Raw genomic sequence first — 25,128 nt, forward strand, 5'->3', positions numbered from 1 at the left:
CGAATAGAATACGGACCGCATAGACAAAATAGGATAAAATAAAAGCATAACATTTAGTATGAACGTGTATAGTTTTTGTATATAAAAGGGGGAGCAAAATGAAATATAAAATTACTTGGCTATATCGAACAAAAGATGGTTTAGAGACTAGTTTGGAAACAGATTTTCTTCGTTTAGAAGAGGCAATGCAATTCGCAGCGGATTTTGAAAAAACAGGGAGAGCGAAGGAATTGTTATTTCAGGATGAGATGGGAGTAGAATGGACGTTAAAAGAAGTTAAGAAACTAAGTAAACAAGTTGAAGAAGAAGTGCAAGATCTTACGCTGTATTTTGATGGAGGGTATGATATTGACACAAAAGAAGCAGGTGTAGGGGTAAGTATTTATTATAAGAAACAGGGGAAATTGTATCGAATTCGCCGCAATGCTTACATAGAAGGAATTGATGATAATAATGAAGCGGAATATGCAGCGTTATTATATGGAATGAACATATTAGAAGAGCTAGGGGTTAAATATGAATCGGTTATACTGCACGGTGATTCTCAAGTAGTTCTTCAACAATTAGCGGGTGAATGGCCATGTTATGAGGAGCATTTAATTCATTACTTAGACCAGATTGAACAAAAAGCAAAACAGATGAAAATAAAACTAGTATGTGAACCGGTTTCTAGGAAACAAAATAAAGAAGCTCATCAATTAGCAACACAAGCACTGCAAAGAACAAACATTGATAGTCATAAAGAAATAACAGAATAGGAGTGTAGAAGGAGTGAATCGTAAGCAACTGATTACTGAGGTGAATGATTTATTAGAAACATATTGCGATGGTTGCTTTTTGCAAAAGCATTTTCGAAAAGAACATAGTAAATATTATGCTCACTCCTTTTGTATTCGGCAATGTACGATAGGAGAAAAGCTACAAAAGTATGGAAAACAATTACAATAACCTCCTTGCTCAGGTGAAAGTTTTTTATTCCATTTCTGAACTGGCTACGCTAAAGATATAATAGGTGTACAGGTAAATAACTGAAATACATGGCTGGACAGATAAGTGAATTGCTTCTATTTGTATGATTATGCAAGGACAACCTTTATATAAAGTCTTATCTGATGGAACACAGACATATAAGGTTTGGACAAAAAGCCCAATCGAAAATCCCTTACCACCATCGGATAAGGGATATTTTTCAGTTGATTGCACAACGGATATAAGTTCTCTTTCGGATGAATATGTAGCCAATATGCTGTTAAAAGTCAGCGATAGACCTACAAGCAATTTTATGCAAGAAGATTATCTATCCTTGAAAGATCATTGCTAACGGAAAGGGGCGACTTTTTATCAAGAAAAGATAGACTGACGATAAGTGTTGTATTCTGGAAAAAATTTTTTAAAAATTCAAAGAGTCATAAGTAATTCTTATCGAATATTATAATTAATCAATATTTCAGTTATTGTATTTGGCGATATAAAATGAAAGAGGCTTTAGAAAGTGTTAAAAAAATTATTTGGTTATAGAAGAATTCAAATTTCAATTAATAATGGGAGTGGATTTTATGATTCTTGGTTTGCATCACGCTCAGATAACTATTCCAAAAGGTGCTGAAGAAGAGGGGAAAAATTTTTATTGTGGAATTCTTGGTTTACCTGAGAAAGAAAAGCCCGAATCACTAAAGGGGCGCGGAGGATTTTGGTTAAAAGTCGGAGATAGAGATGTACATATAGGTACAGAAGAAGGTGTTGATCGATTAAAAACAAAAGCCCATATAGCTTATCAAGTAGAGGATATATCGTACTGGAGAAATGTGTTAGAACAAAATAACATTCAGATAATTGAAGGAGTACCAATCCCAGGCTTTGAACGTTTTGAGTTCAGAGACCCATTCGGAAACAGAGTGGAAATGATTCAAGAAATTTAGTTACTCCATTAATTAAAAAGTAACTACTCAGTCACTCTATGAAAAACCGGTAGAAAAGCCTTTTTTAAGTGGTCAAGAGGGACTGGCTATGTATAGTAGCGGTCAGGGCCTTTTCCTGCCACGCGCAAAGTTTTAAAACAAAGAAAGGCAGCGAGGTGTAGGTCCATTTTTATCTTCATGGCAGCAATTATAGGTAAGCGTATTTTCGCTGGAATTATACTCCTTACCAAACTTCTAAATGAAATGTATGGCTGAGTAGTTACATTAAAAATAGACAAAGAGCTTAGGGGAATTTTCTAAGCTCTTTGTTGTGATTTATACTGAGAATTCGTTTGATATTTAATTGCAATTTACGATGAGAAATGGTCCGTTTTTTATCGTTTTGCACCTCAAAAGTGAACCTGTTAGAAACTTCTCTGGATGTTTTTTAATTCTTTGCTTCTTGTAATTGATGCTCGCATCTTTCTAATTTTTCTTCTTGATCCAATAGAAACGGTGCATCTAAATCTGTTGCTACTTCTTTCATTGTTTCGAGCTGATGACGAGCGGATTCAATGGCATTTGTAGCGTGCTGCAATGATTCAGGGTCCATTGTGACTGTCGCAGAACCAACCATCTTTTGCGCAGTTTCTACGCGGAATTTTACTTCTTCAAAATCGTTTACAGGTGAACCCATTGTTTTCTCCTCCTTATTTTCTCATTTCACATAGTTTTTGCTCTGTGGAAAAGAAATATGCAGAAGAATAACAAAGGAGGTTATCAGTAGATAACCTCCTGTCATGTATCAAATTAAAGTTTTACTACGTTAGTAGCTTGAGGTCCGCGATTTCCTTCAACGATTTCGAAAGAAACTTCTTGACCTTCTTCTAAAGATTTGTAGCCTTCGCCTTGAATTGCAGTGAAGTGTACGAACACATCGTCAGCACCTTCAATTTCGATAAATCCAAAACCTTTTTCGCTATTAAACCATTTTACTTTACCTTGCATACTACAATGCCCCCTAAATATGATTACTTTCTCATTTAGTGAATGGTATCTAAAATATTTACAAATTCATAAAATTGAAATTCGAATATTCTGCTAAATAATAACTTAAATATACATGTGATGGGAGATTTTAGTCAAGTAAGCGGTTTTATTTTTTGTATTTTTAAATAATCTTTCGCACTACATGAATACCAATTAAGAAACCAACATAAAAACTTTTTTAGGAGGTGAGAGCAGGACATGTTTTGTTCTGCATAGCAGCAAGCTATATCTTGAAAAATTAAAAATGAACGTTGTCAGTTCAGACAGTTTTTGTATGTTTGTGGATAAAAAAGGATATTTTAAATATGTGTATTTTTATCGTGGATTTCAAAATGTAAAACAAGGAATTTTATATTCAAATATCGAATATATAAGGTAAGAAGTGGTAGGGGGATTTCATTAATTCTTCATGGCATGTTTTTTAATCCGTTAAGCCTTGGTTTTTGGTTTGGTGTAATGGAAGTACAAATTATTTTACGGAATGTAAATATTGCTTTTTCTATTCATTTTGTATATAAAGTTTTATAATTGTTTATATAAGATTGAAGGGGAGATTTCTATGTATCGAACCACCGTAAATGAAAAGGAAATTATTATTACATTAGCAGCAAAAATACGTAAAGAAGTAACAGACAGAAATTCATTATACGAGGCTGTTCTTCAAATAGCTGAACGACTACTTCAAACAAAACAACCGACATTTGCTGTAAATCATGAAATATTAGGGTTGATTATTGGAGAAGTACAACGAGGAGAAGTGACAGTTTTTGCAGTGGAACATATTATTCCAAAACAGAATATATTCAGTTCGAGCAATACTTTCTATCCAAATGGGGGAACAAGCAAATTTGTGATGGGAATAGAATAGAAATAAAAAGGCGGCCATAACAATGCGTTACGGTCGCTTTCTAAAAGAGAGAGGGGAATGGGGATGAAACGGGTAATAAAAGAGTATTTTCTTCAGCACGATATTGTCATTATGATTGGAGTTTTAATTGCTTTTATCGTGTTTTTGAACATGAAATTGTTTACATGGATTGCAGCTATTGCAGTTATTGCAGGTATTATCTTTTATACAATTAACGAATATGTAACACATCGTTTTTTATTCCATTTAAAACCGCCAAAGAATCCATTTTTATTAAAAATGTTAAAACGTCTTCATTATGACCATCATGTATACCCGAATGATTTAAAGCTACTGTTTTTACCTGTGTGGTATAGTCTTCCTGGATTTGCAATCTATTTATGTATTGTATATGGTATTACTTCTAACCTTACGCTGACATTATCATTTGGAATTGGAATGATCTTTATGCTATTAGTATATGAATGGAAACATTACATTGCTCACCGGCCAATCCGTCCATTAACTCCGTACGGAAGGTGGCTAAAGAAGCAGCATACACTCCATCATTATAAAAATGAGAATTATTGGTTTGGAGTATCGAATCTATTTTACGATTTTCTGTTTAAAACATATAAAGAAGTAAAAGATGTCGAAACAAGTGAAACAGCTCGTAATTTAGAAGGTGAAAAAGCGGTGCGATAAGCACTGCTTTTTATTTTAATAAAATATATTAGAAAATTGGAGAAAAATGACAAAATTTGTCTATCGAAAAATCTTTGCTTACAAAAATAGATTGTCTAAAATAAACTTAAGTTTCTGAATATTTATAAAATTTAGTGTTTTGAATTATGAAAGGAAGTTTTTAGAGATTTCAATTGAAAAGAAAGGAGTAGGTATGAAATGAAACAAGAAACATCTGCGCGTAAATTGAATGGTGAAATCAATTACTCGAACGTAGTGCAGTCTACCGAATTTCAAAATTTGTTACAAGCAAAGAAAAAATTTATTGTACCGATGAGCATTTTCTTTTTCAGTTTTTTTATTGCTTTGCCTATTTTAACATCGTATTCAAAGGTGCTCAATACATCGGCGTTTGGTGATATTACATGGGCATGGGTATTTGCATTTGCTCAGTTCATTATGACATGGACATTGTGCATGATTTACAGTAAAAAAGCAGAATCATTTGATCGATTATCGAATCAAATTCTTGAAAACTTGGATAAAGAGAGGGGATAAATATTGAATACAACAGCTTTTACTTTATTTTTAGTCATTGTTCTTGGAACGCTTGTTATTACGTATTATGCATCGAAAAAAACAAAAAATGCAAGTGATTTTTATACAGCAGGCGGTGGGTTAACAGGATGGCAAAACGGTTTGGCGATTGCGGGCGATTACATGTCCGCTGCTTCTTTTCTTGGAATTGCCGGAGCAATAGCATTAACAGGGTTTGATGGATTTTTTTATAGCATTGGTTTTCTTGTTGCCTATTTAGTTGTATTATATCTTGTTGCAGAGCCGCTTCGAAACCTCGGGAAATTTACATTAGCAGATATGATTGCAGCGCGTTTTGATGCAAGAAAAGTACGCGGAGTAGCAGCTCTTAATACGATGACAATTTCAATTTTTTATATGATTGCACAGTTAGTCGGAGCAGGAGCACTTATTAAATTATTATTAGGAATCGAATACAGTGCGGCTGTACTCATTGTTGGGACATTGATGACTGTATATGTTATTTTTGGAGGAATGACAGCAACGAGCTGGGTGCAAATTGTTAAAGCGGTATTATTAATGGCCGGTACTTTTATTATTTCTGTTATTGTGTTTTCAAAGTTTAACTTTAGTATTACAGAAATGTTTGCACAAATGAAGACAGCGACACCATTGAAAGAAGCATTTTTAAATCCTGGTGTAAAGTATAAAGATGGTTTAGATACAATTTCGCTAAATTTAGGACTTGTTCTTGGTACAGCAGGGTTGCCGCATATTCTCGTTCGTTTCTTTACAGTGCGTGATGCGAAAACAGCCCGTCAATCTGTTGTATATGCCACGTGGCTAATCGGAGCTTTTTATATTATGACAATTTTCTTAGGATTTGGTGCAGCAGCATTTGTTGGGAATGGAGCAATTGTGAAAGCGAATGCAGCTGGTAATATGGCGGCACCAATGTTAGCAGAAGCGTTAGGTGGAAATCTTTTATTTGCTTTCGTTTCGGCAGTAGCCTTTGCGACAATTTTAGCTGTAGTAGCAGGACTTGTTTTAACAGCAGCATCGGCGTTTGCTCACGATTTTTATAATGAAATTTTACGCCGTGGAAAAGCAACAGAAAAAGAACAAGTAAAAATGGCACGCTACGCTTCAGTGGGAGTTGCAGTATTTTCTATTATTTTAGCGTTATTTGCACAAACGTTAAATGTAGCGTTCCTTGTATCGCTTGCATTTGCTGTTGCGGCAAGCGCGAACTTACCAGTTATTTTATTTACGATATACTGGAAGCGTTTTAATACGACGGGTGCTGTTTGTGGTATGCTTGTTGGCTTAACTTCCGCTATTCTCCTCGTTGCAATGAGTCCGAATGTATGGAATCCAGTGGCTGGAAAAGCGATTTTTGTGGGGGATCCCTTATTTCCATATACAACGCCAGGAATCATTTCTATTCCACTTGGATTTTTAGCGGCATATTTAGGAACGATTTTCTCAAGTAAGAAAGAAGATGTGGCGAAATTTGATGAAATACTTGTAAAGTCGAATACAGGACATGGTATTAGTGACGTATCGGTACATTAAGAAACAAAGTGCTTTCTGGCTAAGGGAAGGCACTTCTGTTTTTATTTGTTTTCTCAATTAAATTTATCCATTTTTATTGTAGATTTTTTTGTTTATACAGTAGGATTTATATTATTTTTGTGGAATGAAAGTTTAGTGAGAAAAAAGTTTCAACTATTTATGAGGCACCGAGCAGCTATAGAGATAAAAAGTTGTAATGGAAGGTGGAATATATAGTGAAAACGAGGCAAATTGGAGAATTATTAGCAAAAGATGAAAAATATGTATGGCATGGAATGCGTCCGTATAGTCCGAGCAGTACAATGATTGGAACAAAGGCAGAGGGCTGTTGGGTGGAGGATAGTGAAGGAAAGCGCTATTTAGATGGAATGAGCGGTCTTTGGTGTGTGAATAGTGGTTATGGAAGAAAAGAACTAGCTGATGCTGCACATGAACAGCTGAAAAAGCTTTCTTATTTTCCGATGTCACAATCACATGAGCCGGCAATTCAATTAGCAGAAAAATTAAATGAGTGGCTTGGAGGAGAATACGTTATTTTCTTCTCTAACAGTGGATCAGAGGCTAATGAGACAGCATTTAAAATTGCTCGCCAATATTATGCATTTAAAGGAGAACCGCATCGTTTTAAAGTTATGGCACGTTACCGCGGCTATCACGGAAATACAATGGCGGCGATGGCAGCAACAGGCCAAGCACAGCGGAAATATCAATATGAGCCGTTAGCTGCAGGTTTCTTACATGTTACACCGCCAGACTGTTATCGTATGCCTGGAATTGATGTAGAGGATATTTATGATGTGGAGTGTGTAAAAGAAATTGATCGCGTAATGACGTGGGAATTAAGCGAAACGATAGCTGCATTTATTATGGAGCCAATTATTACGGGCGGAGGTATTTTAATGCCGCCGCAAAATTATATGAAAGCTGTTCATGAAACGTGCAAAAAGCATGGTGCACTTCTTATTAGCGATGAGGTCATTTGTGGTTTTGGACGTACAGGAAAACCATTTGGATTTATGCATTATGATGTAAAGCCAGATATTATTACGACGGCAAAGGGAATTACAAGTGGATATTTACCATTGTCCGTAACGGCAGTGAAAAAAGAAATTTATGAGGCGTTTCAAGGGGCGGGAGAATACGAATTTTTCCGGCATATTAATACATTTGGTGGAAATCCAGCCGCTTGTGCATTAGCACTTAAAAATTTAGAAATTATGGAGGACGAAGGCTTGATTGATCGTTCTGCTCAAATGGGATCTCTTCTATTGAAACAATTAAAAGAGGCAATTGGTGACCATCCATATGTAGGAGATATTCGCGGAAAGGGATTACTTGTGGGAATTGAACTTGTAAACGATAAAGCGACAAAAGAACCAATTGATGGGGACAAAATTGCAAGTGTTGTGAATGCTTGTAAAGAAAAAGGATTACTTATTGGACGCAACGGTATGACGACAGCCGGTTATAATAACGTTTTAACGTTAGCGCCGCCGCTTGTAATTTCTAGTGAAGAAATTACGTTTGTTGTAACAACAGTGAAAGAGGCAATGGAGCGTATTAGATAAAAATGGGCAGGCGAGCCGGGACATAGAGGCTCGCCTGTCTATTTTTCAAGACACATGTTTCATCATGGCATGTAATCATCTGCTTTAAAAAGATGTCTTTTCCATTCATGACACATCTTTAATAATTTTTTATAACAGTACAGCTACATTAGCCCTTATAAATGATCTTTTCTTGTATTCCTGCTCATCATTTATTGTAGTTACATGGTAATGAGATTTACGATTGCTTAAAAGAAATTAGTATTGGAGATTTTGTTATTTATAATACAGTTCCTGCACTTGTATAATAAAGGAAACGGATGGGTAAATAAAAAGAACGGAGAAGTAAATATGTTATTAAATCAACGGTTTACAATTGGAGAAATGGCGAAAATGCATAATATCCCTGAATCGACATTGCGGTATTATGATGAAAAGGGAATCTTTCATCCAGCAATTGTTGATTCGCAAACAAATTATCGCTACTATACAATCGATCAATTTTCAATGTTGGATACGATTAAGTTTTTACGACAGTTAAATATACCGCTAAAAGAAATTAAACGATATATAGATGAAAGAACACCAGCGTTTGCGCTGGATTTATTGGAGAAACAGGAAGAGATGTTACTGAAAAAACAAAGGGAAATTGAATATACGTTAGCAAAAATAAAGCATAAAATTCATTTAATGAAAGAAGCTGTACAAACAGATGCTTATACGGTCTTTTTTAAAGAATTACCAAAGCGGAACATTACAGCTCTTCCTATTACTCCAAATGTAACAGATGATATGTTTGAATATTATATTCATTCACTTCAAAAAAATATGAAACAAGTAGATGATAGTTTATTTTCAGGTGATATAGGTGTAACTGTAGCAAAAGATGCATTATTACAACATGATTTTCAAGCATACAATCGTGTATTTATTCTTCTTGATTACATGCCATTTCAAATTACTACTTCTCATGTAATTGAAGAGGGAATATATGCGTGTGCGTATCATCATGGACCATACGAAGAAACTGGTAAGACTTACAAGAGGCTGCTACTAGCTATTGAGAAAGATAGATATGAAATATGTGGTGACGCAATTGAACTGTCCTTAATTGATTTGTCTGTAACGGATAATCAAGAGGAGCAAGTGACAGAAATACAAATCCCTGTGATGAAAAAGTGAAATAGAAAGGCTTCTCATTTATATATTTTTTACTTCTCTCTTGACCTTCAAGTAACTTGAAGGTTTACAATATGAATAGAGAGACGTAAAGGAGAATTTTGTAATGGAAACAACTGAGCATTTAAGAGAAAAACCGATGAAAAGTCTATTTATTTCTTATTTAATTCCGGCTGTACTTGGAATGGTACTGATGTCGGTGAATATTATAATCGATGCGGTTATGGTCAGCCGTGGTGTGGGAGCAAATGGATTGGCTGGAGTAAACGTTGCTGTTCCCGCATTTTCTATCTTTTTCTCCATCTCACTATGGATTGGGATGGGCGGAGCTACAATGTATTCTATTGCTTTAGGAGAAAATAATATAGAGAGAGCACGTTCTATTTTCACACAATCTATGACGGTAGCGGTTACGATTGTTGGTATATTAATGATTATTTGTTTATGGAAAATAGAAGATATAGCGTACTTATTTGGAGCAAATGATGTAATTTTACCGTATTCGTTAGATTATCTACACGTATTATTCACCTTTGGAATGATATATGTGTTAGAAAATGTCTTGAGTACATTTATACGAAACGATGGAAATCCGAATTTGGCTATGGCAGGTTTGATTGTCACAGCGGTGTTAAACATTGTATTTAATTATATTTTTATTTTCATTCTAGGCTGGGGTGTGACAGGATCAGCATCTGCTACAATTTTATCTGCAGCAATTGGTTTTCTTGTGCTACTGAGTCATTTCTTTAGAAAAAACAGTATTTTAAAATGGACGAAGCTCCATTTAGAATGGGAAACCGTAAAGCAAATTATGGTCATTGGTTTTCCGAGTTTCACGACAGAGGTTACAGTAGCGATTGTAACGATTGGATTTAATATCACTTTTATTCAATATGCTGGTGAACAAGGCGTTGCATCGTATGCTATAGTAAATAGTATTCATGCGATGACGTTACTTTTATTCTTTGGTGTTGGGGCAGCACTGCAACCAATCGCAAGCTTCCATTATGGTGCAAACTTAACGGAAAGATTAAAACAAGGGTTACAGATTGCGGTTAAAACAGCTGTTGCACTCGGTGTTATCGCAACACTGATTGGTTTATTCTTTGGGAAATATCTGGTCGGCTTATTTGACGTTCAATCCGAAGAATTATTAAATATGACGGTTATAGGAATTAGTTTATTCTTCATGCAATACGTATTTTTAGGTTATAACATTGTATATGGTGAATATTTCCAATCTGTACGACGAACAAAAAAATCTGTTTTAATTATTTTAAGTCGAGGGTTGTTACTTATCATTCCTCTTCTGTGGGTGATGCCAAAATTATTTGGTGTAAATGGAATATGGCTTGTAATGCCTGTTGCGGAACTATTAACAGCATGTGCCGTATTTGTGATGAATCATTATTCACATCCAGTTTCTATACGTGTGTTGGAAGAAAAACATATATAATAATGAAGTCCCCTTAATATGTTAAGGGGATTTTTTCTTGTTCTATACGAATTCGTACAAATATTACTTTTAAAGGATAAACTATCTTGAATTGGAAAATAAAACTATACAAATAATTGGAAGGATATTATGATGAAAAAAATGGTGAAATAGGAGAATTTATAGGGATGTTAAAAAAAAAGAAATTCAAAAAGTATTGTTTTATTTTCATTATCATTGCAGCAGTTTATATGAGTACTTTACAATATATTATTTACAAGCATGGTCACATGGAAGCACCAGATGATGCGGATTATATGATTGTACTTGGTGCTCGTGTGAAAGGAACAGAACCTTCTTATGCTTTGCAATATCGTATTGATAAAGCAGCTGAATATTTAAAAACACATCCACAAACAACTGTTATTGTGTCTGGTGGTAAAGGAAAAAGAGAGGATATTTCCGAAGCTTTAGCGATGAAACGCGGATTGGTGGCGCAGGGAATTCAAGAAGAACGAATTACAATGGAAGATCGTTCCACGAATACAGATGAGAACATAAAATTTTCAAAGCTGCTTATTCCAACAAATAAGAAGAAAGGAATCATTGTGACGAATGATTTTCATATGTACCGCGCAAAAAAAATTGCCGAAAAACAGGGATTGCAGTTAGAGGGATTGTCTGCAAGAACACCAAAGCCTATCATAATTCAATCTAATCTGAGAGAGTATTTAGCAATTACGAAGTATTGGATTATGAATCAAATATAATGAGAAATCTTACAAAAAGGAAAGAGTGACAAATTAAAAGGATGTAACGCAGACTGAATCAATGAGTACGTTTATGTGTATGAAAAGCTTGAAATATTTAGAGAGAAAGAGATGAGGAAGTAGAAAATAGAGGGGAATTGGCATTTTATTCTTAAAGAGGATGAACCGGGTGTTTAGCAATGGGTTCATCCTCTTTAAAGAAAGGTCAAGGGAATTGTAACAATCTCAATTTATGAGAGAATACGTTTTTCTCCTTGGATTTCTTGAATCGGATTAATATTTTGTGTGAATTCAAGGGTGCCCATGTATTCTCCATCTTCACTCCGTATAGCGAAATAGCGAATGTATACATATTTATCTTTGAACTTAATCCAGAAATCTTCACAATCTTTGTTTCCAGATTTAAAGTCTTCCAAGAGCTTTTCAACGACATGAACGCTTTTCGGAGGATGGCAGTTTTGAACTGTTCTGCCGATTATCGCTTTTGTGCGAGCAAAGATTCGCTCTTTTCCATGAGAGAAGTAGCGTACAACATCATTCTGATCAATGTACGTAATATCCACAGGCAAGTGGTTCAACATCATATCTAGTTGTTTTAAAGATAGTATACCTGTTTCTAAACGTATGAATCCTTCAGACATAGCCTGCTCTTGCACCGCTTTTCTTTCAGGTTTCCATATACTCGCAGGACCTGTTAAGCAATAGCCAATTTCATCACTTTCATGAGCGATTTTAACCCATTCATCTTCCGTAAGAGTTTGAAGTGCCATTGGAAACAAAATATTTTCCTCTTTAAAAATCATTTCAGTTACCTCATGGATGACAAAGTAAACGCCGTCTAAGACAGTCTTTTTATCTCCGTTATAGTTTGTTAATGCTTGTTTTACATCTTTAATGGCGTTACGAATGACATCATCGATTCCCCACATTACTTGTGTTGGGCCGTAAATTCCGTATTTTTCTAAATAGGGGAAAAGCAGATTTTCTTTACGGCTGTAGTGTTTATCCACATCCAGCAACAGATTTAAATCTTCGATTAGTTTATAAACGTTTTCTTCACTATCTTCTTTCTCGAAACGTTCGTAGTGAAGTTGAAGTTTGAAGTTAACAAGCTTATCAATTTTTTTGTTTTCAAGCTTAAATGTATGAACTGGATGCCCAGCTTGATCTTCGGGTTTATCGGATCGATGGATTTCTTCAATGGAACCCTTAAAAATAGCTGTATGCACCGAGCATAAACGTTGTACTTCTTCCACTGGAATTCCTTCTTCTTCCATGAGTGCCTGTTCAAGTTTTGAAATTTCCGCGACGGTAATATTCCCGACTGCTTCTTCAAATTGTGCCTTTACTTCTTCCACACTTTTTCCATTATGAAGATTTTTAATAATTTCCTTTAAGATAGCCTGTCTTTCAAATTGATTCATACTTTCTTGTTCACGATTATTAATTATTTCACTCATAAGGATCCTCCTCTATTCTTTCATGTTAAATCCATTATTTTTAAAAGTTTTTTTAACGATATCGAAAGAAATTCCCTTCATCCGGCATCCATTTGGAATAGTCATCACACGGCCGACCGTGTGCAGCATGCCGGGTTTCGTTATATCTTCAAAGCCTAGCTCTTTTAAGATAGGGATGATTTCAGGGTATTTGTTAGCCAAATCGCAAACGGTTTGACTAAAATCAATCATCTTTGTCATCACTCTCACCTCGGAAATAAGTGATATTAATTCTCAAAAACAATGTAACATAAAGAGAATGAATAAGAAGTGAGGAAAATCACACGTGTGATTTTTGAAAATTTGAAGGAAAAACTAGGGAACGTTAGGGGAGTACGTTGCGTAAAAAGAAGTACAAGAGGCCGTGATAAAAAGAAATTTTGTACCTACTCAGTCACTCTATGAAAAACCGATAGAAAAGCATTTTTTTAAGTGGTCGAGAGGGACTGGTTATGTATAGTAGCGGTCAGGGCCTTTTCCTGCCACGCACAAAGTTTGAAAACAAAGAAAGGCAGCGAGGTGTAGGTCCATTTTTATCTCGCTATTTGTGGGCAGTAATACTCCCACCTCAAAATTTGGCGAAAGCATTGTCCAGCTCCAGTGGCTAGAATGTTCGGTGGCTTCGCTTCTTCCTACGAGGTAAAAAACACCTCTACGTCAGAAGCTCCATCCCCCTCACATTCTGGACGAGCCACTTCCGCTTTTCTTAAGAAGTTAGGTGGGGGATAAACCACATGTAAAAGCTTGATTGGTAAGGGCTGATTAAAGTTTCATGCGTGATGTATCTCACAACATGAATTCTTATATAACTTTACAATGAGGATATAAGTCGATAGGAGGGTTTAATCTTGATTAATCGTGATTTTAACAAAAATCCATTTATTGTAATATGGGAGTTGACAAGAGCATGCCAATTAAAATGTCTTCATTGTCGCGCGGAAGCTCAGTATCATCGTCATCCTCTTGAGCTAACATTTGAAGAAGGTAAAAAACTAATTGATGATATATATGAAATGGATAATCCGATGCTTGTTTTTACCGGCGGTGATCCGTTAATGCGTCCGGATGTATATGATATTGCGGATTATGCGATAAAAAAAGGTGTTCGGGTATCTATGACACCAAGTGCTACTCCAAACGTTACGAAAGAAACAATTCAAAAAGCAAAAGAAGTAGGGCTTGCTAGATGGGCATTTAGTTTAGATGGGCCAACAGCTGAAATACATGATCATTTTAGGGGGACAGAGGGGTCATTTGAATTAACAATGAATGCGATTCGTTATTTGCATGAATTGGAAATTCCTATTCAAATTAATACTGTTGTTTCTAATTATAATGTGAATGTACTTGAAGATATGGCGAAATTAGTAGAGGAATTAGAGTGTGTGCTTTGGAGTGTATTTTTCTTAGTTCCAACGGGGCGCGGCAAGGAAACAGATATGATTTCACCAGCCGGGCATGAAAGAGTATTCCAATGGCTATATCAATTAAGTAAAAAGGTTTCTTTTGATATTAAAACAACGGCTGCTCAGCACTACAGACGTGTTGTTATTCAACAAAAAATGAGAGAGAATAAAACAACAGATCAGGCTATTCAATATCAGCATGTATTGATGAATGGAATGACGGGGCAGATTGATGGACTTGGACGTGCTCCAAAAGGGGTAAATGATGGAAACGGTTTTGTATTTATCTCTCATATTGGAGATGTATATCCAAGTGGGTTATTACCTATCAAAGCCGGGAATGTTCGAACAACACCACTAGCTGATATTTATCGAAACTCTTCCATCTTCCAAGACTTGCGTAACCCAGACAAGTATAAAGGAAAGTGTGGGGTTTGTGAGTTCCGATATGTTTGCGGAGGATCTCGCTCTAGAGCTTTTGCCATGACTGGAGATTACATGGAAAGTGAACCTTTCTGTGTATACATCCCAAAAGCATTACGAAAACAGAAACAAAACGTATAAAAATGACATTGTTGATAAAAGACTTTGGGTGAGGGTGTTAAAAGAATGAAGTTAATTATTCCAAAGCAGCATGGGGCATGGGGAATGCTGCTTATTCCATTTGTACTGGGTGTTTTAATTGGTAAAGGGACATGGTATCATATACCGCTCTTTTTGGCATGGTTGTTTGTGTACTTAGCTACGTATCCGTTATTAATGTACGTAAAACAACCACGAAAGAAGTATTATTTACATTCTTTCTTTATTTATTTTAGTGTGGCTTGTGTGTGTGCGATCATTGCTCTTATATATGAATGGCGTATTGTGTTCTTTTCCATTATTATGCTCCCATGTTTTTTCATAAATATTTACTTTTCTCGCCAAAAAAACGAACGAGCTTTACTAAATGACATGTGTGCTATTATTTTGTTTTGTATAGGGGGAATAATTAGTTATTATTTCACAATGAAAACAGTTGATGAGAAGATATGGGTTGTTGCAACTATATCATTTTTATATTTTATGGGAAGTACGTTTTATGTGAAGACGATGATTCGTGAGAAAAAGAATCCAACGTATCGCTTTGTTTCATGGGGGTATCATTCTTTACTTGTGATTGCGACTTTAATTGTATCACCGTGGTTTACCATTGCCTTTATACCAAGTTTGATACGATCTATATTCCTTTATGGTAGAAATATTTCGATTCTACAAGTGGGTATTTTAGAGAGTATAAATTCTATTTACTTTTTTGTTTCAGTAGTATTGTTAGCCAGAGCATTACTGTAATAATTATTACAGTAAGTTTGTGGGTGTTTAGTAATATTTTGATAAGGAAACTGACTCAAATATATAAATACAAATTAAAAAATCGACATAAAAGCCCTCTTTTTTTAGGTAGGCGAGAGCATCTGGCCATGCATAGAAACGGTCAGGGCCTTTTCCTACCACATGCCAGGTTTAAAACAAAAGGAGAAAGCAAGTAGCAGTCATGTTGTATTTTGCGTAACGGCGACTTATAAAGAAAAGCGGAAGCCGCTGGAGCTAGACAAAAATGTCGAAAAATTAAAATGGATATATATATAGATTCTGAAAGGACTGTATAAATAATGACTTTCTATCAAACGTTAACGCCATATTATGATGAAATTTTTCCTGCAAATGAGAAACAAATGAATTTTATAGTCTCTTATTTACAAAAAGGTAGCTCTATATTGGATGTGGGCGCAGGAACAGGTAATGTATCCCAATCACTAGTTGAAAAGGGGTTTGCTGTTACTGCGATGGAACCAGAGAAGACGCTGGCTGCAAAAATTCGGGAGAAAGCTGCAGTTTACGAAGGGATATTTAGTGTAAATACATTTGGAATGCAACAAATTGAAAATGTGCCTGGAGTATTTGATGGTATTTATTGTATTGGAAATACACTTGTTCATTTGGATAATTCGAAAGAAATCTTTAATTTTATCTGTGGATCTTATGAAAAATTAAAAGCAAACGGAAAACTAATTATTCAAATTGTAAATTATGAAAAAGTATTAGCTGAAAATAATTTCAAATTTCCGGTACTGGAGAAGAAACATTTCTCGTTTAAGCGTAATTATACGCTAGAAGGAGAAAAAGTATTATTTACTGCAACATTGAATGTGGATGATAAAGAACTATCAAATAGTATTCTGTTATATCCTATTACGAAAAAACAACTACTGCCTATGTTAAAAGAATGTGGTTTTCGTACTGTAGAAACTTTCGGTAATTTTAAAAAAGAGGCGTATTTACCGAATGGGCCAGCTTTAGTTCTTGTAGCTACAAAGTAAATATGTCATAAAAAATACTTTAGTAAAGAAAAATTTTCATTTACTAAAGTATTTTTTTTATTGGTTTTTGCAAAATGTGATTCAAGTCCTCTTTTTATTTTAGGAAAATTTTTATAATACAATTGTTGTTAAGAGATAAAAATGAGGAGGAATTAAAAAATATGAATAGAGAAATTAAGCTAACTGAAGATATATATTGGGTAGGGAAAATTGATAATAGGGAAGTTCCATTTCACCGTTTAATCTTAGCAAAAGGAACAACTTATAATGCATATCTTCTAAAAACGGAAAAACCAACAGTGATTGATACAGTTGACATAGAGTTTGGAAGAGAATTTGTAGAATATTTAAGTGAATTAATTGATCCGCAAGAAATTCAGTATATCGTAGTGAATCATACAGAACCCGATCATTCAGGTGGATTGGCAGCATTAGCATCAAGGGCTACAAATGCTACAATTGTATGCACAGAAATTGCAGTACCTGAGTTGCAGGAAATGTATAAATTGCATCACAGAAACTTTTTAGTTGTAAAAGATGGAGACACATTAGATATTGGTGGGAAAACGTTGAAATTTAAAGAAACTCCATATCTTCATACAGAAGAAACAATGATCACATATTGCATAGAGGATAAAATTTTATTCCCATGTGATATTTTCAGTACACATGTAGCGAATTATGAATTCTTTAACGATGAAGCGAATGAAGATATTACGGAAGATTTCATAGGCTACTATAATGCGATTATTCACCCGCATAGAAGATATGTCAGAACGTTAATGGAAGCATTGAAAGGCTTAGATGTTCAAATGATTGCTCCGTCTCATGGGTACATTTTACGCCAAGATGTCCAAAAATATATTGATTTATATGCAGAAATGAGTAGAGATACAACACTAGGGAAAAAAGTAACTATTGTATATACAACCATTAAAAATAACACGAAAAAAATCGCGAATATCATTAAAGAAACATTCGAGGCAGATAACATTGAAGTAACAGTATTTAATGCTGATAAATCAGATAGAGCTGAAATTCTAGAAAGTATTCAAGAAGCAGATGCAGTCTTCATCGGATCGTCAACTAAATACGCAGATATGATTGGAAATTTAGAAGAAATTTTAAAAGAAATGAAAGAAATGAATTTAGAAGGAAAAATAGCAGCTGCATTCGGATCATACGGTTGGAGTGGTGAAGCAATTGAGGTAGTACAAGATTACTTAAATGAAACAAATATGAATGTACAAAGTACATCAAATGTTATTAAGTCTACAGGTATGACTCATGTTGAATTCCCTATTCGTGTAAGATTCTCTCCAAAGGATGAAGAGAAAACAGAACGAATTAAACATGCAACAACATTTGTTACAGATTTATTATTAAGTTCTATTTAATAGAAAAACGTAGGTGAAAATATGGAAAAGAATTTTGTTATTATCGGAAGTGGAGTAGCCGCTGTAAATGCTGCAAAGACAATTAGAGATCATGACAAGGATTCAAAGATATTCATTTTTGGTGAAGAATCATCTTTACCCTATAACAGAATTAAACTATCAAAAGAGCTATATTCAGATTTACACAGTGAAAAAGTTTTAATCAAAAAAGAAAAATGGTACCAAAATAATAATATATCAGTTTTCACAAATACAAAGGTAGTAAAAATTGATACGGAGCAGAAAAATATTGTTACATCAAATCATGAAAAAATTTCGTATTACAAATTATTAATTTGCACGGGTGCAAATAATAGAAGGCTACCAGTAGATGGAATAAATAAAAAAAATGTCTTTACTATTAGAGACATGCAGGAAGCAGATAACTTTAAAGCATGTTTAGAAGATAAAAAGCATGTTGTAAACATTGGTGGAGGCGTACAAGGGTTAGAAACAGCTTGGTCTATGATGAAAGCTGGTAAAAAAGTATCCATTGTAGAAGTTGCCGCTACACTAATGGGAAGACAATTAGATGAAAAAGTTTCTCTTTTATTAAAACAAAAAATTGAAAGTTCCGGAGTAAAAGTATATTTAAATACGACTATTGATTCTATTCTTGGAGAAGAAGTAGTAACTGGAATGAAAGTGAATGGTGAACAACTAATAGATTGTGATAGTGTTGTTTATTCAATTGGGGTCACTCCTAACATTTCTTTAGTAAATAATACTCCTATTCATGTAAATAGAGGTATTATTGTCAATGAGAAGATGGAAACGAATGTGGAATCTGTATATGCTGCTGGGGATGTAGCAGAAGTAAACGGTGAAATTGGCGGACTATGGGGACGAGCAATGGATCAAGGGAAAATTGCAGGAAGTAATATGGTTTCTAATCCTGCAATTTATAAAGAAGCAATTCCAACTACTATCTTTAATGCATTCGATGTATCTTTATTCTCAATTGGATTCGTTGATGAAAAACAATGTGATACAACTATCGTTGAAGAAGATGGTAAAGAGAAGTATACAAGGTTATTTATCAAGGATCATAAAATAGTAGGTGTCATCTCATTAGAAGGAGTTGCTGCGTCCATCCCTTACAAGTCTGCTATTGAAAAGCAGGTATCATTAGAAGAGATTGATATGAAAAATACGAATGTAAGTGAAATAATGAGCAAGGTAAAAGAGAAACTGAAATCTTAATATAATAATAGAAAGAGGACATTATAATGAAAAAATATATTTGCTTACCATGCGGCTATATTTATGATCCAGAAATTGGAGACCCGGATGAAGATATAGAACCAGGAACAAGTTTTGAAGATTTACCAGAAGATTGGGTGTGTCCAGTATGTGGAGAAGATACTGAACATTTTGCACCGGTAGAGGAATAGCAAAAGAAAAAGTAACGAGAAGATTATATAATTTCTCGTTACTTTTTTAATATGAAAAGAATTTTTTGATGTGATTTGGGTCACTGGTTTAGCTTTTAGGAAGAGATATAATAATTTAGGTATCATAAGGATACTTTATTACGTATTAATGCCCATAAAAGCCCGATTGGTGAGGGCTAATAATAAAAAGACACTGATTAAAATTTCATTTTATATAATATATGTAAAGTTAGGTGAGGTAATATGAAAGAACATTGTTATCATAAAAATTTAGTAGAGCCTTGTCCAAGAAAAGTTCTAATTTTTAAATCTTTATCTGATGAGGAAATTTTAAAAATAGCTGCAATGTCAAAACATAAGCAATTTAAAAAGGGACAACCATTGATTCATGAAGGAGAGAAATCAGATACATTATTTATTATTAATAAGGGACAAGTAAAGCTATCTAAACTAACCACTCAAGGAAAAGAGCAAATCTTGCATATTTTAACGAGCGGTGAGTGTTTTTGTGAATTAAACATATTTAATTGTGATGAGAAGAGTAATTTTAGTGCGTATGCTATGGAAGATACGAAAATTTGTATGTTAAAAAAAGATGATATGGATAGTATAATAGAGCGAAATCCAGGTATTGCATTAAAACTGTTAAAAACCGTTACAAAACGGTTAGCGCATACAGAAAATTTAGCTCATAATCTTGCAACAAATGATCCAGAAGTTAGAATTGCCTATATCATTCTAGAGTTTTGTGAAAAGTATGGTAAGGATACTGATAAAGGAATAATTATAAATTTACCGTTAACACGGGAAGAAATTGCAAGTTATATAGGGGTGACACGGGAAACAATTAGTCGTAAATTTAGTAAATTTGAAGACTTAGGGTTTATAACATCAATTGGAAATAAGCAGCTAATAATTAAAAATAAGTTAGCCTTTAGAAAATATATAGAGTAGATGGATAAGTGATATTGAACTAGATAAAAAGCAAGGTTAAGTTAACTATATATACAAGTTAAAAAACGACATAAAAACCCCTTTCTTTTTAGAGGAGGGACGAGAGCATTTGGCCGTGCATAGAAACGGTCAGTGCCTTTTCCTGCCACATGCGAAGTTTAAAACAAAGGGAGAAAGCAAGTAGTGGTCATGTTGTGTTCTGCATAACAGTGACTTCTATGGCGAAAAAATAAAATGGATGTATATATATACAAGTTGAAAAAACGACATAAATTGTGTTTTAAGCATATTGTTTGTCCGTATACGAAAAATGTGGTAATTATTGAGTATTCAGACTATAGGGGGTAGGATGTTATGAATGAAATGATACATACAATGGAACAACACGTATCAGTACGGAAATATAAGAAAGAGCCAATTCCCAAGAATGTAATCGAAAGAATGATTGGGGCTGCGCAGCATGCAGCATCATCACATTTTGTACAAGCATATTCAGTTGTATATGTAACAGATGAAGCTTTGAAAGAACAACTAGCAGAGCTATCTGGAAATCGTCACGTGAAAAGTTGCGCGGCATTTTTTGTTTGTTGTGCAGATTTAAAGCGGTTAGAAGTTGCATGCGAGAAGCATGGAGCAGAAATTAAATCTGATACTACAGAAAATTTCATTGTGGCAACGGTAGATGCTTCCCTCTTTGCCCAAAATTTAGCGCTTGCCGCTGAATCTCTCGGATATGGTATTTGTTATATTGGTGGAATTCGTAATAACCCAGAACAAGTAAGTGAATTGTTACACTTGCCAGATAAGGTGTATCCAGTTTTTGGAATGGCTATTGGTGTACCAGATGAAAGCCATGGGATAAAACCTCGGTTACCAGTTGAAGCTATCCTACATGAAAACACATATGATGAGAAGAAATATAACGAATTACTAGATGAATATGATCATACGACTAATGAATATTATAAGGAAAGATTGACAAATCAAAAGGATGTGACATGGACAAGATCAATGAGCACGTTTATGTCACAGGAGAAGCGATTGCATATGAAAGAGTTTTTGGTTAAAAAGGGATTTAACCAAAAATAATGTAGAAAAAGCAAATCTGTTCGCACAGGTTTGCTTTTTTCATGATTAAAAAACAGTTCTTTGGTATCAAAACTTTCATTATTTTGGAGTTCTATAGAATCTTTCTTTGAAAAAGGCATTGGGTATGTAATTATGTATAAAAATGAAGTAGTAAGTATTTGTTTTTCAGGATTTGTTAGTGAAAATACACATGCAGTAGATATTGAAACAACGAAAGAGCATCGGGGGAAAAAATTAGCTCAGAAAGTTGCACATGCATTTGTACAGGATTGTCTCGCTAATGGGAAAACTCCTTATTGGGATTGTATGGAAGAGAACACACCTTCAACTGTGATTGCAGAGAGTTTAGGGTTTGTAAATGTGTTTAATTATATAGTATATGACTATCAGTTTTTATCTGAAGGACAAGAAGAGTAAGAATAAACCAATCTGAAAAAGGAATGATCCAGGCGTGTTGATTATCCAGTAAAAAACCATAAATACATACAAAAATGAAGAGAAATTCCCATGTGTTTTAAATTATAAAAGAATCACCGGAAAAGATTTTAGCGGAAGCTAAAGTCTTTTTTTGTTTTTAAAATAAAAATATTTCCAATTTTCGATTGACGATTTATTCCTATACTGCTAATATACTGAATAATTTTGCAAAATTATAAAACTGATTCGATAGATACCGAATCAAAGAGAGGGGACCATATGGTACACGTTACATCTTGGTTTGAACGACATGTCAAAGTTGTTTATTCACCATTTCGCGAAATGTTATTGAGTCTACACGTTTTATCTAATCCAGCACATCATGTGAAGCGACTACCGTGGGCAGAAAATCTATTGAGTATGATGAATGAAAACGAAAAGGAATTGCTGCATGAAATTAATAGAAAAAGTGATGATTGGTTTCGATTTATCGACTGGTGTTCAGAGTTTCCAGTTGAAGTGTATGTAGAAGAAGGGATTGAAAGGTTACGAGCTACAGATGAAAAGGTATTTCAAAGATTTTTTCCGGATTTAGAGAAAGAAACGATTTGTAATTTTTTATACGAATACCATCAATGTTATTTTGCAAGGGAGCTTTTTCGAATTGAACCTTGGCTTCAGCAATCCGTACATGATTTGAAAGAAATGATAAAACAAAATCCATTATCGCTTTCTAAGAGGTTACATCCAAGATTTTTAATTGAAGGCGAGCAAATCACATTTTTAAAAGCACGTACATGGCAGTATCGTTTTGTAGATTTATCTGCAATCACGTTTTATCCATCAACTTTTATCGCACCTCATTTGCTAATGGATAACTTCATTTCTACTCATATAAAAGTGTATTATGAAGTCGAAATTGCTTCATCCTATCCAGATGAAGTACCAAAGGATTTATTGCAAATTTTACAAGCGATATCAGATGAAACACGCTTAAAAATGTTGCGAGATTTATCATTTCAATCGTTTTGTACGCAGCAATTAACAGAGAGGTACAACCTTACGAAATCGACTGTTTCAAATCATTTAAAAATACTTGAAGCAACTGAACTAGTACAAAAAGAACGAAAAGGATATTACGTATTTTATCAAACAAATCGTGAAAAGCTGGAACAAATTCGAGTGGATTTAGATCAATTTATGGACTTTCCAGCCTTTCATAAAACAGAGGAGGAAAAAACGTGTGGCTAACGTTTTGGGCTACATTTCGTCGTGATTTTTATACGATGCGGAGAGCATATCCATGGGCATTTTTTCTAGGACATATTTTAAGTGGTATTTATATTGTGTTGTTTTCTTATTTAACATATCACTTTATGTTCCAAGGAAAATTAAATGATAGCTTTATGAAACTAGGAAAAACAGATGATTATCTTTCCTACGTTATACTAGGTGCTGTTTTTTATTCGTTTGCTGTTTCTTTATTAATGATTGTGAGCCGAACGTTAATTACAGAATTGCGTGAAGGAACGTTAGATGTACTGTTGTTAACTCCATCATCTCGGCAAGGATATTTTTTAGGAGCAGCTGCACAAGGAATGCTTCGAGTTGGAATTGAATTTATTGCAATTTTTATGTTTGGTTTGTTGTTTGGATTACAATTTCGTGAAATGAATATCGCTGCTGTGTCACTGCTATTACTTATTTTCTTTTTTTCAATTTTTGCACAAGCATTAGTGCTTGGAGCTTTCATGCTTTATTTTCGAGATACATATTTAACGCAAAATACATTATTTATTTTTATGAGTCTTGTTAGCGGAGTATTTTTTCCGATAGGCTATCTTCCTGCGGTTTTACAGACTATAAGTTTGCTCATGCCATTATCACATGGCTTATCAGCATTTCGATTATGCATGATCGAGGGCGGGAATGTAACTGCTATACAATCTGATCTTATATGGTTATTGGGATTAGGAGTTGTTTATTTTGTAATTGGTGTAATGGCCATAAAACGAATGGAAAAGTATGTTATTGAAAAACATTTTGCATAGGGGAGATTTGGATGATACGGGCGAAACAACTTGTGAAACGCTATGAATTAAAAGAAAAAATAGGTTTTTTTCGCAAAAAAAGAAAAATAATTGAGGCAGTGAACGGGTTAGATTTAACGATTGAGAAAGGAGAAATTGTCGGTTTGTTAGGTGTGAATGGTGCTGGGAAAACAACAACTATTAAAATGTTAGCTACGCTTCTTGAACCGACTTCAGGTGTGATTGAAATTGATGGAACAGATAGTACAAAGCAGGATATTCTTGTGAAGAAAAAAATTAATATGATTGCTGGTGGGGAGCGTATGCTTTATTGGCGCTTAACAGGGAAAGAAAACCTTCAGTATTTTGGAAGTCTATATGGTTTAAAAGGAGCAGAATTAGAAGAACGCATTCATTTTCTTTTGAAGCAAGTGGAGTTAGAAGAAGCTGCTAATACACCTGTTGAACGATATTCAAAGGGAATGAAACAGCGTTTACAAATTGCAAGAGGACTCATCAATGATCCTGATTATTTATTTCTTGATGAGCCGACATTAGGATTAGATGCACCAGTAGCAAAAAAATTACGAGAAATGGTATATAAATTAGCGAAAGAACAGAATAAAGGAATTTTATTAACAAGTCACTATCTTGAAGAAGTAGAAGAGCTTTGCGATCGTCTTTATATTATTGAAAAAGGAAGTCTTCTGTATGAAGGAACTCCTCAAGATATTATACAATCTATTGTACGTGAGCATCATTTAGAAATTGTGATTTCTGTGTTATCAAATGAATTAACGGAACAATTGGAGCGCTCTTTCGGAAAAAGAGAAATAAAGTTTGTAAAGGAACATATGGGAGATGGATTGCGCTATGAACTAACAGCATCTTTTGATATGACCACGGTAGTTTTATCGTTATTAGCAAAACATCAAATTAGCATACTACAATTAGAAACACATAAAGCGAGGTTAGAGGATGCAATCTTGCAAATTGCAAATGGGGTGAGTGCGTGAAT

The 25,128-nt window shown here is 34.4% G+C and carries 27 protein-coding genes; 23 read left to right on the top strand and 4 right to left on the bottom strand.

What is annotated here, in order from left to right:
- Positions 1-98: 98 nt before the first annotated feature.
- From WAZ07_RS05980 to WAZ07_RS05990, 3 genes are all read left to right on the top strand, one after another.
- Positions 99-758, top strand: a complete 660-nt coding sequence (locus WAZ07_RS05980; protein WP_336471699.1) for a ribonuclease H family protein — start codon at positions 99-101, stop codon at positions 756-758.
- A 13-nt stretch (positions 759-771) separates the two neighbouring features.
- Positions 772-948, top strand: coding sequence for a zinc-finger domain-containing protein (locus WAZ07_RS05985; RefSeq protein WP_336471700.1), 177 nt, complete (start codon positions 772-774; stop codon positions 946-948).
- A 608-nt stretch (positions 949-1,556) separates the two neighbouring features.
- Entirely contained in the window at positions 1,557-1,919 is a 363-nt protein-coding gene (locus WAZ07_RS05990) for a VOC family protein (protein WP_336471701.1), read from the top strand.
- A gap of 427 nt (positions 1,920-2,346) precedes the next feature.
- Here WAZ07_RS05990 and WAZ07_RS05995 read toward each other — a convergent pair whose 3' ends face one another.
- Both WAZ07_RS05995 and cspD read right to left on the bottom strand, forming a co-directional pair.
- A complete protein-coding gene (locus WAZ07_RS05995; RefSeq protein WP_090912346.1) occupies positions 2,347-2,595 on the bottom strand; it encodes a DUF2564 family protein in 249 nt (82 codons plus the stop codon).
- Between the two features lie 113 nt (positions 2,596-2,708).
- Complete coding sequence (cspD, locus tag WAZ07_RS06000; protein ID WP_090912344.1) at positions 2,709-2,906, bottom strand: cold-shock protein CspD; 198 nt, start codon at positions 2,904-2,906, stop codon at positions 2,709-2,711.
- Positions 2,907-3,507: 601 nt separating this feature from the next.
- Here cspD and WAZ07_RS06005 point away from each other — a divergent pair.
- The 8 genes from WAZ07_RS06005 to WAZ07_RS06040 all read left to right on the top strand — a co-directional run bounded on the left by WAZ07_RS06005 (position 3,508) and on the right by WAZ07_RS06040 (position 11,525).
- Positions 3,508-3,816: a cytoplasmic protein gene (locus WAZ07_RS06005; protein ID WP_336471702.1), complete on the top strand. Its 309-nt coding sequence runs from the start codon at positions 3,508-3,510 to the stop codon at positions 3,814-3,816.
- A 63-nt stretch (positions 3,817-3,879) separates the two neighbouring features.
- Positions 3,880-4,500 carry a sterol desaturase family protein gene (locus WAZ07_RS06010; protein WP_336471703.1) on the top strand — a complete coding sequence of 207 codons (621 nt, stop codon included), beginning with the start codon at positions 3,880-3,882 and terminating at the stop codon, positions 4,498-4,500.
- A gap of 198 nt (positions 4,501-4,698) precedes the next feature.
- Entirely contained in the window at positions 4,699-5,037 is a 339-nt protein-coding gene (locus tag WAZ07_RS06015; protein ID WP_336471704.1) for a DUF485 domain-containing protein, read from the top strand.
- A 3-nt stretch (positions 5,038-5,040) separates the two neighbouring features.
- Positions 5,041-6,591 carry a solute symporter family protein gene (locus tag WAZ07_RS06020; protein WP_336471705.1) on the top strand — a complete coding sequence of 517 codons (1,551 nt, stop codon included), beginning with the start codon at positions 5,041-5,043 and terminating at the stop codon, positions 6,589-6,591.
- A 215-nt stretch (positions 6,592-6,806) separates the two neighbouring features.
- Positions 6,807-8,159, top strand: coding sequence for an aspartate aminotransferase family protein (locus WAZ07_RS06025; protein ID WP_336471706.1), 1,353 nt, complete (start codon positions 6,807-6,809; stop codon positions 8,157-8,159).
- Positions 8,160-8,489: 330 nt separating this feature from the next.
- Entirely contained in the window at positions 8,490-9,320 is an 831-nt protein-coding gene (locus WAZ07_RS06030; RefSeq protein WP_336471707.1) for a MerR family transcriptional regulator, read from the top strand.
- Positions 9,321-9,423: 103 nt separating this feature from the next.
- Positions 9,424-10,776 (top strand): MATE family efflux transporter, encoded by a 1,353-nt coding sequence (locus WAZ07_RS06035; protein WP_336471708.1) that lies wholly within the window; start codon positions 9,424-9,426, stop codon positions 10,774-10,776.
- Between the two features lie 167 nt (positions 10,777-10,943).
- Positions 10,944-11,525 carry a YdcF family protein gene (locus WAZ07_RS06040; protein ID WP_336471709.1) on the top strand — a complete coding sequence of 194 codons (582 nt, stop codon included), beginning with the start codon at positions 10,944-10,946 and terminating at the stop codon, positions 11,523-11,525.
- A gap of 230 nt (positions 11,526-11,755) precedes the next feature.
- On the opposite strand, the gene WAZ07_RS06045 is transcribed toward WAZ07_RS06040, so the two are convergent.
- Complete coding sequence (locus WAZ07_RS06045; protein ID WP_336471710.1) at positions 11,756-12,985, bottom strand: DUF438 domain-containing protein; 1,230 nt, start codon at positions 12,983-12,985, stop codon at positions 11,756-11,758.
- 12 nt (positions 12,986-12,997) lie between these two features.
- Positions 12,998-13,225 carry a DUF1858 domain-containing protein gene (locus WAZ07_RS06050; RefSeq protein ID WP_035434913.1) on the bottom strand — a complete coding sequence of 76 codons (228 nt, stop codon included), beginning with the start codon at positions 13,223-13,225 and terminating at the stop codon, positions 12,998-13,000.
- Between the two features lie 647 nt (positions 13,226-13,872).
- On the opposite strand from WAZ07_RS06050, the gene WAZ07_RS06055 reads away from it, so the two are divergent.
- The 12 genes from WAZ07_RS06055 (at position 13,873) to WAZ07_RS06110 (ending at position 25,126) form a co-directional block, all read left to right on the top strand.
- The gene (locus tag WAZ07_RS06055) at positions 13,873-14,994 is read left to right on the top strand and encodes a TIGR04053 family radical SAM/SPASM domain-containing protein (RefSeq protein ID WP_336471711.1); all 1,122 of its coding nucleotides are present in this window, start codon (positions 13,873-13,875) and stop codon (positions 14,992-14,994) included.
- 45 nt (positions 14,995-15,039) lie between these two features.
- Entirely contained in the window at positions 15,040-15,762 is a 723-nt protein-coding gene (locus tag WAZ07_RS06060; protein WP_336471712.1) for a YwiC-like family protein, read from the top strand.
- A 320-nt stretch (positions 15,763-16,082) separates the two neighbouring features.
- Positions 16,083-16,790 carry a class I SAM-dependent methyltransferase gene (locus WAZ07_RS06065; RefSeq protein WP_336471713.1) on the top strand — a complete coding sequence of 236 codons (708 nt, stop codon included), beginning with the start codon at positions 16,083-16,085 and terminating at the stop codon, positions 16,788-16,790.
- Between the two features lie 161 nt (positions 16,791-16,951).
- On the top strand, positions 16,952-18,187 hold the full coding sequence (locus WAZ07_RS06070; protein WP_336471714.1) for an FprA family A-type flavoprotein: 1,236 nt from the start codon (positions 16,952-16,954) through the stop codon (positions 18,185-18,187).
- A gap of 21 nt (positions 18,188-18,208) precedes the next feature.
- Positions 18,209-19,429 (top strand): NAD(P)/FAD-dependent oxidoreductase, encoded by a 1,221-nt coding sequence (locus WAZ07_RS06075; RefSeq protein WP_336471715.1) that lies wholly within the window; start codon positions 18,209-18,211, stop codon positions 19,427-19,429.
- Positions 19,430-19,455: 26 nt separating this feature from the next.
- A complete protein-coding gene (rd, locus tag WAZ07_RS06080) occupies positions 19,456-19,620 on the top strand; it encodes a rubredoxin (protein ID WP_000759862.1) in 165 nt (54 codons plus the stop codon).
- 243 nt (positions 19,621-19,863) lie between these two features.
- Positions 19,864-20,574, top strand: coding sequence for a Crp/Fnr family transcriptional regulator (locus tag WAZ07_RS06085; protein WP_336471716.1), 711 nt, complete (start codon positions 19,864-19,866; stop codon positions 20,572-20,574).
- A gap of 354 nt (positions 20,575-20,928) precedes the next feature.
- A complete protein-coding gene (gene nfsA, locus WAZ07_RS06090) occupies positions 20,929-21,663 on the top strand; it encodes an oxygen-insensitive NADPH nitroreductase (protein ID WP_336471717.1) in 735 nt (244 codons plus the stop codon).
- Positions 21,664-21,723: 60 nt separating this feature from the next.
- Positions 21,724-22,080, top strand: coding sequence for a GNAT family N-acetyltransferase (locus WAZ07_RS06095; RefSeq protein ID WP_336471718.1), 357 nt, complete (start codon positions 21,724-21,726; stop codon positions 22,078-22,080).
- 279 nt (positions 22,081-22,359) lie between these two features.
- Positions 22,360-23,331: an ArsR/SmtB family transcription factor gene (locus WAZ07_RS06100; RefSeq protein ID WP_336471719.1), complete on the top strand. Its 972-nt coding sequence runs from the start codon at positions 22,360-22,362 to the stop codon at positions 23,329-23,331.
- Complete coding sequence (locus WAZ07_RS06105) at positions 23,322-24,131, top strand: ABC transporter permease (RefSeq protein ID WP_336471720.1); 810 nt, start codon at positions 23,322-23,324, stop codon at positions 24,129-24,131. The genes WAZ07_RS06100 and WAZ07_RS06105 overlap by 10 nt, the downstream gene beginning before the upstream one ends.
- An 11-nt stretch (positions 24,132-24,142) precedes the next feature.
- Entirely contained in the window at positions 24,143-25,126 is a 984-nt protein-coding gene (locus tag WAZ07_RS06110; protein WP_090995308.1) for an ABC transporter ATP-binding protein, read from the top strand.
- Positions 25,127-25,128: the final 2 nt, after the last annotated feature.

The organism is Bacillus bruguierae, from assembly GCF_037104725.1.
In the GTDB taxonomy this organism is placed as follows: Bacteria; Bacillota; Bacilli; order Bacillales; family Bacillaceae_G; genus Bacillus_A; species Bacillus_A bruguierae.

Excerpts from the sequence above, each read along its gene's own strand:
- WAZ07_RS06045 (WP_336471710.1), bottom strand. The coding sequence starts at position 12,985 with ATGAGTGAAATAATTAATAATCGTGAACAAGAAAGTATGAATCAATTT.
- WAZ07_RS06075 (WP_336471715.1), top strand. The coding sequence starts at position 18,209 with ATGGAAAAGAATTTTGTTATTATCGGAAGTGGAGTAGCCGCTGTAAAT.
- WAZ07_RS06010 (WP_336471703.1), top strand. The coding sequence starts at position 3,880 with ATGAAACGGGTAATAAAAGAGTATTTTCTTCAGCACGATATTGTCATT.
- WAZ07_RS06035 (WP_336471708.1), top strand. The coding sequence starts at position 9,424 with ATGGAAACAACTGAGCATTTAAGAGAAAAACCGATGAAAAGTCTATTT.
- WAZ07_RS06110 (WP_090995308.1), top strand. The coding sequence starts at position 24,143 with ATGATACGGGCGAAACAACTTGTGAAACGCTATGAATTAAAAGAAAAA.
- rd (WP_000759862.1), top strand. The coding sequence starts at position 19,456 with ATGAAAAAATATATTTGCTTACCATGCGGCTATATTTATGATCCAGAA.
- WAZ07_RS05980 (WP_336471699.1), top strand. The coding sequence starts at position 99 with ATGAAATATAAAATTACTTGGCTATATCGAACAAAAGATGGTTTAGAG.
- WAZ07_RS06100 (WP_336471719.1), top strand. The coding sequence starts at position 22,360 with ATGGTACACGTTACATCTTGGTTTGAACGACATGTCAAAGTTGTTTAT.
- WAZ07_RS06050 (WP_035434913.1), bottom strand. The coding sequence starts at position 13,225 with ATGACAAAGATGATTGATTTTAGTCAAACCGTTTGCGATTTGGCTAAC.
- cspD (WP_090912344.1), bottom strand. The coding sequence starts at position 2,906 with ATGCAAGGTAAAGTAAAATGGTTTAATAGCGAAAAAGGTTTTGGATTT.
- nfsA (WP_336471717.1), top strand. The coding sequence starts at position 20,929 with ATGAATGAAATGATACATACAATGGAACAACACGTATCAGTACGGAAA.
- WAZ07_RS06005 (WP_336471702.1), top strand. The coding sequence starts at position 3,508 with ATGTATCGAACCACCGTAAATGAAAAGGAAATTATTATTACATTAGCA.
- WAZ07_RS06040 (WP_336471709.1), top strand. The coding sequence starts at position 10,944 with ATGTTAAAAAAAAAGAAATTCAAAAAGTATTGTTTTATTTTCATTATC.
- WAZ07_RS06030 (WP_336471707.1), top strand. The coding sequence starts at position 8,490 with ATGTTATTAAATCAACGGTTTACAATTGGAGAAATGGCGAAAATGCAT.
- WAZ07_RS06070 (WP_336471714.1), top strand. The coding sequence starts at position 16,952 with ATGAATAGAGAAATTAAGCTAACTGAAGATATATATTGGGTAGGGAAA.
- WAZ07_RS05995 (WP_090912346.1), bottom strand. The coding sequence starts at position 2,595 with ATGGGTTCACCTGTAAACGATTTTGAAGAAGTAAAATTCCGCGTAGAA.
- WAZ07_RS05990 (WP_336471701.1), top strand. The coding sequence starts at position 1,557 with ATGATTCTTGGTTTGCATCACGCTCAGATAACTATTCCAAAAGGTGCT.
- WAZ07_RS06060 (WP_336471712.1), top strand. The coding sequence starts at position 15,040 with ATGAAGTTAATTATTCCAAAGCAGCATGGGGCATGGGGAATGCTGCTT.
- WAZ07_RS06065 (WP_336471713.1), top strand. The coding sequence starts at position 16,083 with ATGACTTTCTATCAAACGTTAACGCCATATTATGATGAAATTTTTCCT.
- WAZ07_RS06015 (WP_336471704.1), top strand. The coding sequence starts at position 4,699 with ATGAAACAAGAAACATCTGCGCGTAAATTGAATGGTGAAATCAATTAC.
- WAZ07_RS06085 (WP_336471716.1), top strand. The coding sequence starts at position 19,864 with ATGAAAGAACATTGTTATCATAAAAATTTAGTAGAGCCTTGTCCAAGA.